General features: G+C 71.8%; 10 protein-coding genes, 1 other RNA gene and 2 pseudogenes. 11 read left to right on the forward strand and 2 right to left on the reverse strand.

Features of this window, described 5'->3' with window-relative positions; genetic code table 11:
- The first annotated feature begins 62 nt into the window (after positions 1-62).
- Positions 63-1,511 (forward strand): RNB domain-containing ribonuclease, encoded by a 1,449-nt coding sequence (locus tag QQM39_RS32540; RefSeq protein WP_302001117.1) that lies wholly within the window; start codon positions 63-65, stop codon positions 1,509-1,511.
- A gap of 15 nt (positions 1,512-1,526) precedes the next feature.
- On the opposite strand, the gene QQM39_RS32545 is transcribed toward QQM39_RS32540, so the two are convergent.
- Both QQM39_RS32545 and QQM39_RS32550 read right to left on the reverse strand, forming a co-directional pair.
- Complete coding sequence (locus QQM39_RS32545; protein ID WP_302001118.1) at positions 1,527-2,147, reverse strand: hypothetical protein; 621 nt, start codon at positions 2,145-2,147, stop codon at positions 1,527-1,529.
- Positions 2,144-2,902 (reverse strand): MerR family transcriptional regulator, encoded by a 759-nt coding sequence (locus QQM39_RS32550; protein WP_302001119.1) that lies wholly within the window; start codon positions 2,900-2,902, stop codon positions 2,144-2,146. The genes QQM39_RS32545 and QQM39_RS32550 overlap by 4 nt, the downstream gene beginning before the upstream one ends.
- Before the next feature lie 245 nt (positions 2,903-3,147).
- Here QQM39_RS32550 and rnpB point away from each other — a divergent pair.
- The 10 genes and pseudogenes from rnpB (at position 3,148) to QQM39_RS32600 (ending at position 11,422) form a co-directional block, all read left to right on the forward strand.
- Positions 3,148-3,562, forward strand: an RNA gene (rnpB, locus tag QQM39_RS32555) — RNase P RNA component class A.
- Positions 3,563-3,710: 148 nt separating this feature from the next.
- Positions 3,711-4,358 (forward strand): dihydrofolate reductase family protein, encoded by a 648-nt coding sequence (locus QQM39_RS32560; RefSeq protein WP_302001120.1) that lies wholly within the window; start codon positions 3,711-3,713, stop codon positions 4,356-4,358.
- Positions 4,359-4,517: 159 nt separating this feature from the next.
- Positions 4,518-4,745, forward strand: a pseudogene (locus QQM39_RS32565) (LmeA family phospholipid-binding protein); the annotation flags it as partial.
- A 36-nt stretch (positions 4,746-4,781) separates the two neighbouring features.
- Positions 4,782-5,057, forward strand: a pseudogene (locus QQM39_RS32570) (hypothetical protein); the annotation flags it as partial.
- Between the two features lie 21 nt (positions 5,058-5,078).
- A complete protein-coding gene (locus QQM39_RS32575; protein WP_302001121.1) occupies positions 5,079-5,324 on the forward strand; it encodes a phosphopantetheine-binding protein in 246 nt (81 codons plus the stop codon).
- Entirely contained in the window at positions 5,321-6,538 is a 1,218-nt protein-coding gene (locus tag QQM39_RS32580; protein ID WP_302001122.1) for a beta-ketoacyl-[acyl-carrier-protein] synthase family protein, read from the forward strand. Before QQM39_RS32575 ends, QQM39_RS32580 begins: the two co-directional genes overlap by 4 nt.
- A 54-nt stretch (positions 6,539-6,592) precedes the next feature.
- On the forward strand, positions 6,593-8,341 hold the full coding sequence (locus tag QQM39_RS32585; RefSeq protein WP_302001123.1) for an acyl-CoA dehydrogenase family protein: 1,749 nt from the start codon (positions 6,593-6,595) through the stop codon (positions 8,339-8,341).
- On the forward strand, positions 8,325-9,311 hold the full coding sequence (locus tag QQM39_RS32590; RefSeq protein ID WP_302001124.1) for a beta-ketoacyl-ACP synthase III: 987 nt from the start codon (positions 8,325-8,327) through the stop codon (positions 9,309-9,311). The genes QQM39_RS32585 and QQM39_RS32590 overlap by 17 nt, the downstream gene beginning before the upstream one ends.
- Positions 9,311-10,528, forward strand: coding sequence for an FAD-dependent monooxygenase (locus QQM39_RS32595; protein ID WP_302001125.1), 1,218 nt, complete (start codon positions 9,311-9,313; stop codon positions 10,526-10,528). The genes QQM39_RS32590 and QQM39_RS32595 overlap by 1 nt, the downstream gene beginning before the upstream one ends.
- Positions 10,529-10,633: 105 nt before the next feature.
- The gene (locus QQM39_RS32600) at positions 10,634-11,422 is read left to right on the forward strand and encodes a hypothetical protein (RefSeq protein ID WP_302001126.1); all 789 of its coding nucleotides are present in this window, start codon (positions 10,634-10,636) and stop codon (positions 11,420-11,422) included.
- Positions 11,423-11,437: the final 15 nt, after the last annotated feature.

An 11,437-nucleotide genomic window follows, 5' to 3' on the forward strand; every position in this document is an offset into this window, starting at 1 on the left:
CACTCGAACTCCGCCACAGCGTACGGCGTGCCGCTGGGCGGTCCTCGCCCTACGCTCGTCGTATGCCTCGCCGCCCCATCCGCGTGACCGGCGCCCCCGAGGGCCCGCTGCGGGCCGCGCTCGCCGCGCTGCGTACCAAGCTCAAGGTCCCCGCCGGGTTCTCGCCCGAGGTGCTCGCGGCCGCCGAGCAGGCCGCGAAGGCGCCGGCGCTGCCGGAGCACGACGCCACCGACGTCCCCTTCTTCACCATCGACCCGCCCGGCTCCACCGACCTGGACCAGGCGATGCACCTGTCCCGGCAGGGCACCGGCTACCGCGTCCGGTACGCCATCGCCGACGTCGCCGCCTTCGTCGTACCCGGCGGGCCGCTGGACAAGGAGGCGCACCGGCGGGTGATGACCCTGTACTTCCCCGACCTCCGCATCCCGCTGCACCCACAGGTGCTCAGCGAGGACGCCGCGAGCCTGTTGCCCGAGCGGACCCGCCCGGCCGCGCTGTGGACCATCGACCTCGACGCGAGCGGCCGTACGATCGCCGTCGACGTCCGCCGCGCCCTGGTGCGCAGCCGGGCCAGGCTCGACTACGCGGGCGTGCAGGCGCAGATCGACGCCGATACGGCGGAGGAGCCCCTGGTTCTGTTGAAGACGATCGGCCTGCTGCGCGAACAGCTGGAGATCGAACGCGGCGGCATCTCACTGAGCGTCCCCGAGCAGGAAATCGTCGAACAGGACCACAGCTACGAGCTGACCTACCGCGTCCCGCTCCCGGTCGAGGGCTGGAACGAGCAGCTCTCCCTGCTCACCGGCATGGCCGCCGCCCAGCTGATGCTGGGGCACGGCACGGGCATCCTGCGCACCCAGGCACCGACCACGGCCGGCAAGCTCGACGAGCTGCGCCGTACCGCGCACGCCCTGCACATCGACTGGCCGCACCATGTCTCGTACGCCCAAGTGGTGCGCTCCCTCGACCCGGCCGAGCCGCGGCACGCGGCCTTCCTCCAGGCGTGCACCGGGCTGATGAACCGCGCCGAGTACACCGTCTTCAAAGGCGGCAACCTGCCACCGCACCCCACACACGCCGCCGTCGCCGCGCCCTACGCGCACTGCACGGCCCCGCTGCGGCGCCTCGTCGACCGGTACGCCGCCGAGATCTGCCTCGCCGCCGTCGCCGGCCGGGAGCCGCCCGGCTGGGTGCTCGCCGGGCTCGAAACCGTGCGGCGGCGGATGGCCGAGAGCGGCGGACGCGCGGGAAGCATCGAACGCAAGTGCGTCGACCTCGTGGAGGCCGCCGTGCTCAAGGACCGGGTGGGCGAGATCTTCGAGGGCTGCGTGGTCGAGCGGGAGCACCCCGGGCACGACGGAAAAGTGGAACCCGGCGTCGTACAACTGGCGTCCCCCGCGGTCATCGGCGACATCACGGGAACGACCGAGGATTCCCTCGGCGAGCGCCGCCCCGTCCGCCTCACCCGGGCGGACATGAAGGCCCCGACGGTGAGCTTCGCGCTCGCCTGACCGGCTGGGCGCGGCTCACGCGGGCCGATCCGGGAGTGGGGAAGGCGCGGTCCGCTCCGGCGTGACGGCTGTGATCTCCCGGATTTCCCTTACGAGGCGGTCGGCGTCGTCGGCGTGGAAGCGGACGAGGTGGACGTCGCGCCGACGGCCGAGGAAGGTGAAGTGGGGGACGGTCTCGCCGAGTTGAAGGGTGACGGAGGTCTGCGAGCCCACGGCGACGTCGAGTTCCCCGTCGGCCCGCTCATGGGTGGTACGCAGCTCGCGCCGCACGCTCGCGACTTTCTCCAGCGGTATGCGAAGGTCGACGTGGACGCCACGCCGGATGCGCAGGAAGCCGGAGTCGAGCACGTGTGGCCGTACGACGGAGGCGGCGTGCAGACCGATGATGATCACGACGGTGTACACATCGAGTGCGAGCCACACCCGGTGCACGGTGGGGAAGTCCCGCAGCAGCACCGACATGGTCACCGACTCGACCACGCACACGAAGGCGAACCCGAACATCACCGGTCCCTGCCCACGCGCATAGCCGAAGGCGAGCCCGCCGTCCGTGACGTGCCGACGCCGGGCCACCCAGAGCACGAGGCAGACCAGCAGCCGCAGTTCATGCCGGACCAGCGTGCGTACGGCTGTCACGATCCCTCCTCCATGAGCGACCGCAAGGCGCGGCGGATCGCCTCCGCCTGTGCCGGGGCGAAGTCGGCGTAGAAGGCGCGCAGGAAGCTGTTGTCCTGGTCGATGTCGGCCTCCGTGAGCAGTTCGCGGGGGATCAGCTCGGCGAGCAGCCGGGCCGCCTCGGTCACCCGCGGGTCGTCGGGCTCGGCATCGTCGAGGGCGTCGAGCAGCGCATACGTCTCGTGCGCCCGCGCCACGGCATCCGGACTCCCCAGCGCACCGCTCCACAGGGACATCAACTGCTCCCGGACCTCCGGCGACGCCGCCGTGTCGAGCAGCGCGAGGATCTCCCGGTCCTTGGCGGCCATGGGGGAGTCGGACAGGCCGGACAGCCGGCCGGTCCGGGCGAACAACTCACTGAGCTCGGGCGAAACGGGCCCCTCGGCGGGCAACTCCTCCGCCTCGAGCAGCGCCCGAAGCCGGGCCCGCCGCTCCCGGAGCGCCGCCTCCTGCCGGGCTAGGTCCTCATCCAGCTCGGTGAGCACCTCCACGAGATCCTTCCCGGCATCCTCGGCCAGCACGTCCCGCACCTCCGCGAGCCCCAGCCCCAGCTCGGTCAGCCGCCGGATCCGGGCAAGGACGACGGCATGCCGCAGGGTGTAGTCCCGGTAGCCGTTCGGACGCCGCTCGGGCTCGGGCAGCAGCCCCTGATGGTGGTAGTGCCGCACGGTCCGCGTGGTGACGCCGACGGCGGCGGCGAGTTCTCCGATCCGCATGGGATCAGTAGAGACGTTGACGTCGCGGCAGGGTCAAGCGAGCACGTTCGGGGAGACGGACGGGGTGAGATGGCGAGATCGGGGAGGCGTCGTCGTGGTGGCAGGTTTCGGGGTGGCGGGTCACGGTGGCAGGTGGTGGTTGCACGTAGGGGTGGCGGGTCGTGGTGGCACGTCGCGCTGGCGCCGGGGCCGATCATGCGCGGCGGGCGCCCCCGGCAGACGGGTAACATGGTCGACACGGCAGACGAGCCGGGCGGGCGGCCGCGTGGAGTACCCCCAGGGGGCTCCCCGAGGAACGTCCGGGCTCCACAGGGCAAGGTGGTGGCTAACGGCCACCCGGGGTGACCCGCGGGACAGTGCCACAGAAAGCAAACCGCCCAGCGCTCAGGTGCTGGGTAAGGGTGAAACGGTGGTGTAAGAGACCACCAGTGCCCAGGGTGACCTGGGCAGCTAGGTAAACCCCACCTGGAGCAAGGTCAAGAGGGGCCGCCTTCTCGAAAGAGGGGCGACCCTGCGCGGACGTTCGAGGGCTGCCCGCCCGATGTCCGCGGGTAGACCGCACGAGGCCGGCGGCAACGCCGGCCCTAGATGGATGGCCGTCGCCCGGGGCTCCGCGAGGGGCCCTGGGAACAGAACCCGGCGTACAGCCCGACTCGTCTGCCGCTTTTGCTCTTCGCAGGTCAGAGGCCGTGCTTGGGACCGGCCAGGACACCAGGTAGCCCAGTTTCTGACCGGTCGCGGACGCAGCGATGAGTTTTTCCGGCTCGGAGAGTCTCACCACCGTTGTCCGACATCACTGGAGGAACACGTGGCTCAGCTATTGAGGGTCCAGAACTTCAACGTCTCGAGTGACGGCATCGGTGCCGGTGAGGACCAGAGCCTTGAGAGTCCGTTCGGCCACGCCGTCGACCCGGCGAGGCTGTTCGCCTGGGCCGGCGCCACGGCGAGCTGGCCCATGCGCACCGACCCCGGGGGAAGCCGGGGCCTCGACGACTACTTCACCCGGGACTACGCCCGCAACATCGGCGCCGAGATCATGGGCCGCAACAAGTTCGGGCCCCAGCGCGGGCCATGGCAGGACCATGAGTGGCGCGGGTGGTGGGGGGACGAGCCCCCGTTCCGCACTCCGGTGTTCGTCATGACGCACCACAAGCGTCCTTCGTTCACGCTCTCCGACACCACGTTCCACTTCGTCGACAGCGACCCGGCCACGGTCCTCGAACAGGCGCGGGAGGCGGCGCAGGGCAAGGACCTCCGGCTCGGCGGCGGGGTCACCACCATCCGGGAGTTCCTCGACGCCGACCTCGTCGACACCCTGCATGTGGCGGTCTCGCCGGTGAAGCTCGGGTCCGGACTACGGCTCTGGGAGTCCCCCGATGAGCTGCGCGACCGGTTCCACCTGGAGGTCGTGCCCAGCCCGAGCGGCGTGACGCACCACCTGTTCTGGCGAAAGTGACTCGGGCCTCGAGGCCGGGCCCGGCCGGGCTGTACTCCCAACGCATCAGGCGGCTGACGATCCGCATGGGTAACCCGGCGACGACCACACCGCGGTCCGTAGCGAGAGCGCCGACTCCGATCCTCGCCACTTCGCGGGACGGCATGTAAGGGAACTCCGGGCATGGGAACCGCTGAGCGTCCTTCGGTGCACGTCAGCGGCTTCCCCGTGCTGACCCAGCTGGCCGGGGGCAGCCTGCGCCACGTCGACCTCACCGCCCACGACATACCCGCCGAGGGGGCGACCAGGCCGCTGCCGGTGACGAAGCTGACCGTCGGCCTCGACGGGCTGAAGACCTCGGGGAGCGCCGACGAGGCCCATGCGCGCAGCGTCGACGCGACCGCCTTCGAAGGACTCGACCCCCGGTGACAGCCCGACCGGCGGGCAGGCGAGGTCCCGGTGGTGTACGTGACCCTCGCCGACGGCACGGTGAGCGAGGACGACCTCCTCGACTGGGCCGCCGCGCACGTCAGCGAGGCAGCCGCCGCTCCCAAGGCCGTCCGCGTGCTCGACGCCCTTTTAAGCCGCCGGTTCGTCCGGCGGGTTTTGGCGTTCTCGCTCTTTCCGCCTCTTTCTCTTGATAACGGCGCGATACGTGCTCCATATCCGGCGTCAGCACAGTGGAGCCGATCTCGTTTCGAGGTGCCGAATCAATCCTGAGCCCCCACAGAGGTGAAAGACATGAGCATGGACCCGAAGACTGTCGTGCACGGGATCCTGGCCGAAGACCTGGAAGTGGACCCCGCGGAGATCACGGACAGCGCCCTGTTGCGCACCCTCGAACTGGATTCCCTCGCCATCGCCGAACTCATCGTCAGGATCAAAGAAGAGACGGGGGTGGATCTCGGCGGCGAGGAGACCCGGATAGCGGACCTCACGGTCGGGGACGTCGTCTCGCTGGCCGGCTCGGGGCTGGAAGCGGCGTGACCGAAGGACCCGTCGCCATCACGGGTGCCGGCCTGGTGACCCCGGCGGGCACCGACTCCGACACGACCTGGGAGGCGCTGTGCGCGGCCAGGTCCCTGGAGTCCGGTGACCCGGAGCCGCTGGCCGGCACCGGGGCGTGGCACAGCCTGCGCGTGCCGCCCCTGCGGCCGGGGCAGCTCACCGGGCGCGGCACCGCCCGTACCGACCCCTTCATCCGGTTCGCCCTGGCGGCGGTGGACGAGGCGTTGGTCCAGGCGGGGCTCGACCCGCGGAGCTGGGACGGCAGCCGGGTCGGCATCGTGGTGGGGTGCGCCTTCAGCGGGGTCACCACGCTGGAGGAGCAGCACCGGCGGCTCGACCGCCACGGCCCCGAGATGGTCTCGCCGTATCTGCACCCCCGGTCACTGATCAACATGGCGGCGGGCACCCTCAGCGTGCGGTACGGGATCACCGGGCCCAGCCACACGGTGGCGGCCGCCTGCGCGTCGGGCGCCTCGGCGCTCGGCCTCGGCAAGACCTTGCTGGACGCCGGGGTCTGCGACACGGTCATCGCCTGCGGCACGGACTCGGCCGTCACCCCCCTCGTGGTCTCCGGATTCGCCCGCATGGGCGCGCTCTCCGAGCACAAGGGTCCCGACGCGTCACGGCCGTTCGCCGCGGACCGCGACGGCTTCGTCATCTCCGAGGGCGCGGCGGCCGTCGTCATGGAGAAGCCGGCGAAGGCCCGCGCCCGGGGCGCCGACGTACTCGGCCGGCTCCTCGGCTACGGCAGCACGTCCGACGCCCACCACCCCACGTCCCCCCGCCCCGACGGGGCGGGCGCCGCGGCCGCCGTGGAACAGGCGCTGGCCGCGGCCCGCATGACAGCGCGGGACGTCACGACCGTCAACGCGCACGGCACCTCGACACCGCAGAACGACCAGACGGAGGCCCGGCTCATCGCCCGCCTCTTCCCCCACGGACCGTCCGTCACCGCGAACAAGGGGCTGCTCGGCCACACCCTCGGCGCGGCCGGCGCCATCGAGGCCGTGCTGACCCTGCGCAGCCTCCGCAGCGGCACCCTGCCGCCGATCGCGCACACGGAGCGGGCCGACCCCGACCTGCCCGAACTGGACCTGGTCCTCGGCAGCGCGCGCAGCCACGGCGGGACCGTCGCCGTGAGCACCTCCTTCGGATTCGGGGGCAGCAACTGCGCGCTGGTGCTGGACGCCTGACCCGGCACAACCGCGCGCAGGCACAGATCCGTGCGACCCATCCCAGGAGAGTCCATGACGCAACGCGAAGAAGAGCTGGCCCGGGTCCTGTCCGGGCCCGAGTTCGCCACCATCAGACCGGACGACGGAAGCGTTCTCGACTACAGTCTGCTGACGCTTCGCCGGGCGAAACTCCTCAACGGTGCCGGTTTCACGGCGAATTCCCTCTGGCTGGGCCGCGGCGACAGCGCCCGCTTCCCCGACTTCCTGCGCACCATGGGCTGGATCGGTGCGTACGACCTGTCCCTGCTCAACGTCCTGGTCTCCCACCAGATCGCCGGTGACGCGCTGCTCAGCCACGGCGGGCAGCGGCAACTGCGCTCCTACGGCCCGGAGATCGACCGCATGGCCAAGGTGTACTGCTTCGCCGGCTCCGAACTGCACGCCGGCTCGGATCTGAAGCAGGTGCGGACCACCGCCACCTACGACCCGCAGAGCGGGACGCTGCTCCTGAACACGCCCCGGCCCGCCGACAGCAAGGTGTGGATCGGCAACAGCCTGCACACCGGCGACGTGGCCATGGTGCTGAGCCGGCTGCACGTCGGCGGACGGGACGAGGGCCACCACTGGATACGGGTTCCGCTGCGCGAAGGCGGCAGGGTGCTGCCCGGTGTGCGCATCGGACGGGCCGAGCCGAAGGGCGGCGTCACCGCCAACCAGACCGGCGTCCTCTCCTTCACGGACTACCGCCTGCCGGTGTCCGCCCTGATGAACCGCTGGGCGTCGATCGACGCGGACGGCACCTACCGTTCCCCGCTGCCGCGCCACCGGCGGTTCGAGGAGTGCCTGGCGACCTTCACCCACGAGCGGCTCTTCCCGTCGGTGGGGGCGGCGTACGCGCAGCTCCTCGCCTGCGCGATCACCACCCGTTTCGCCGCCGTCAAGCAGACCTTCGGCAGACCGCTGATCGGCCACGAGCACTACCGCATGCGGCTGTCGACCGCCGCGGGCCGGTCCCTCGCCGCCCGGCACGCCATGGAGGCGCTGTCCGAGATCGCGGTCGCCCGCGCCGCACAGGGAGCACCGGCCCGCGACCAGGTGCTGCACGCGCTGATCTCCTGCGGGAAGTCCGGCTGCACCGGCGACGCCCGGCACACCCTCGCCGAGACGCGGGAACTGTGCGGCGGACTCGGATACCACGACGCGAACCAGATCACGCCCCTGCTCCACGACTACGAGATCGCCGTCACCTTCGGCGGGGACAACACCGTCCTCGGCTACCAGGCGTCCCGCTTCGCCCTGCGCCACCGCAAGGAGTTCGACACCGTGCTCGACGAGGCGGTCGCCGGGGCCGGCGGTCTGGACGCCGCCCGCCGGCTGCGGGCCGTCTGCGACGTCCTGCTCGACCACGTCGAGCGGCACGGTCCGGGCGAGGCCAGCGCGCAGTGGACCCGCGCCGTCCACCAGACGCTGGCGATCGGCCACTGGGCGGCCCACACCGAGACCCCCCTGTCCGAGCGCCTCCTCGGCCAGTACGCGGCGACCTGCGTACTGGAGCACGCGCTCGCCGCGCTGAGGGCCTCGATCCTCGACCAGGACGCGGTCCTGCGCCTCGAAGAGGTCCGCCACGAGGCCGCCGGCGCCCCCCTCGACGCAGCGGAACTGATGCGGGAACTCGGCGTGCCCGAGGAGCTGATCACCGCACCCATCGCCCGCCAGGACTTCGCGGAACTCCATACGGCCCTCGCCCACGCCGGGCCCGCCCCGGTGTCGGCGTCGTCCGCGTCCTCGGAAGGAGGTGCCGTCCATGACCGCGGCGAATGACCGGGTCGGCGCCGTCGTCACCGGCCTGGGCACCTGCCTGCCGGAGGCCGTCGTCACCAACGACGAGGTGTCGCGGCACCTCGACACGGACCACGCCTGGATCCACAGCCGTACCGGCATCGAACGGCGTCGCCGCGTCTCCGAGGGGACCGGCACGGGAGACCTCGCCGTCGCCGCCGGAGCCGCCGCGCTGAAGTCGGCCGGGCGCGACGGCTGCGACCTCGTCCTGCTCGCGACCACCACGCCGGACCGGCGCTGCCCCGCGACCGCCCCCTGGGTGGCGTCCCAACTTGGCCTGGCGGCCGCCGCGTTCGACCTGTCCGCCGTCTGCTCCGGGTTCGTCTACGGGCTCACCGTGGCCTCCTCGATGATCACCGCGGGCAGCTGCGACCGGGCCCTGGTCATCGGCGCGGACGCCTACTCCTCGATCGTGGACCCCGACGACCGGACGACGGCCGTCGTCTTCGGAGACGGAGCGGGCGCTGTCCTCCTGGAGCGTGGCCGGACGAGCGACCCGGGTGCCGTGCTGCACACCGAACTCGGCAGCGACGGCACCGGGGACGATCTGATCACCATCCCGCCGCGCGGCGAGTACCTCACCATGCGGGGCAGCGACGTCTACAGCCGGGCCGTCACCACCATGACGGAATCCGCCCGCTCCGTCGCCGGGAAGGTGGGGTGGGACATGGCGGACGTCGACGCGTTCGTCGGCCACCAGGCGAACATCCGCATCCTCAAGTCGGTCGCCAAACGCCTCGGCCTGCCACCGGAGCGGGTGATCTCGAACATCGCGGACGTGGGCAACACGGCCGCCGCCTCCATCCCCCTCGCCCTGGCCGACGCGGCCACCGAAGGACGTATCGGCACCGGGGACCGCCTGATCCTGACCGCCTTCGGCGGCGGCCTCACCTGGGGCTCCGCCGCCGTCGTCTGGTCGGGCGCGGAACCCGTCCACGAGGTGAGGGACTGATGACGCCGAAGGTGCGGATCGCGGTCGTCGGGGCGGGCATCGGCGGGCTCGCCGCCGCCCTCGCCCTGACCCGGAAGGGCCACGAGGTACGCGTCTACGAACAGGCGCCGGAACTCAAAGAGGCGGGCGTGGGCATGCACCTCGGCCCCAACGGCAGCCGCATCCTGCAACGTTGGGGCCTCGGCGAGCGGCTGCGCGCGAGCGGCGTGCGGCCCGTCGGGATGGAGGTGCGGGAGTGGTCCGGCGGGACCACCCTGGTGCGCCAGCCCATGGGCGAGGAGTGGCTCGCTCGATTCGGGGCGCCCTACTACACGATCCACCGTGCCGATCTGCACACCATGCTCGCCGAGTCGCTGCCGCCGGGCACCGTGCGGGTGGGACACCGGCTCGAACGGTTCACCGACACCGCCCCCGTGGTCCGGCTGGAGTTCGCCGACGGCACCACCGCCGAGACCGATGTCCTCATCGGCGCCGACGGGGCCCACTCGGTGGTGCGCCGGGCCGTCGCCGGACCCGATACCGCCGTCTTCTCCGGCCAGAGCGCGTTCCGGGGACTCGTCGCGCGCGACCAGGTTCCCGACCTGCCCGGCGACACCCTGCTCGTGTGGGCGGGACCCGACGCCCGCCTGCTGGTCTACCCGGTGCGCGGCGGGGAGTTCCTCACCTTCGTGGCCGTCGTGCCCGACCCGCACTGGCGCCTGGAGTCCTGGAGCGCGCCCGGCGACCTCGACGCGCTCGCCGCGGTCTTCAGCGGCTGGAACCCCGACGTCAAGTCGCTGGTCGCCGCGGTGCGCGAGGCACGGCGGTGGGCGCTGTACGACCGTGAGCCGCTCACCTGCTGGGGCAGCGGCGCGGTGACCCTCCTCGGCGACGCGGCGCACCCCATGCTGCCCCATCACGGACAGGGCGTCAGCCAGGCCGTCGAGGACGCTGCGGTCCTCGCGCACTGCCTCGACGCACTGGACGACGCCGCACCCGCGACCGACGCCACGCGACGGCGGATCGCGGACGCACTGCGCTCCTACGAAGCCGTCCGCAGGCCGCACACCACCCGGGTCCAGCTCGGTTCCCGCGGCGGCGGCTCCCAGCGGCTACGGCCCGACGAGGACGGCAAGGCGTCCACGGGCACGATGTCGTCCCTGGTCCAGGACGTGTCCTGGATCCAGCGCCACGACGCGGAAGCCGATCTGCCGCCCCTGCCCGACCGGTCGCACTGACCGGCCGCCACAGAATCCGGCGCCCTGCCAGGCCGCCGGCGCACCACCGCTCTCGTACCACGCGCACGTCGAACCTGTCCGCACGAGAGATCCAAGGGGACCTCCATGTCGAACCACCTCGGCCGCAGACGGCTGCTGTCCACGACCGTCGGAACCGCCGCGGCCCTCGGCCTCGGCGCCGGCGGCCTCCTCACCGCCGCCCCCGCCGGTGCCGCCGAACCGGCCGCCGCCCGCCACGGCGGCGACTTCCCCGACGTACCCGGCATGCTGGGCGACCGCAGGGCCAACGAACTCTGGTACCTGTTCGACGAAACCACGCTCTACAACGTGGCGCCGGAGCTGGAGCAGGCCTACACCGACATCGCCACCGCCCTCGGCGACAAATGGGAACGGGCCATCTTCGACACCTGGATGGCCATGGCCAAAACCAGTGACTACCCGAACAACTTCATCGAGTACGTCACCCCGATCAAGCAGCCCCTCCAGGTGCTGTCCAAGGCGCAGCTCGGCGTCTTCGACAGCCTCTACAAGCCGTACGGCCGCGGACTCGTGGGCGCCTTCGCCGACTTCGCCCAGGGCGTGCTCTACGACCCCCGACGTGCGCGCCCGGTGCACACCATGAACGGCAACCCGCCCCCCGGCTACCACATCTGGTTCATCTTCATGCGAGCGATGATGCTGCTGGACGTCGACCGCCCGCGCTGGGAGCGGATAGCCCCCGTCAACGCGATGGCCTGGGCCCTGCAGACCATCGCCAAGCCCACCCAGATGGAGGTCAAGGAGCCGCTGCCGCGCGCCGTCGTGGCCCGTGAGGCGGCGAAGTGGCTGCCGCGCAGCGTGCCCCGCCTCGACCGTGACTTCCTGTCCTACCCGCTGCCCGAAGGCATGAGCTGACGGACGACCCGGGCC

The organism is Streptomyces sp. DT2A-34 (genome assembly GCF_030499515.1).
Classification (GTDB): domain Bacteria; phylum Actinomycetota; class Actinomycetes; order Streptomycetales; family Streptomycetaceae; genus Streptomyces.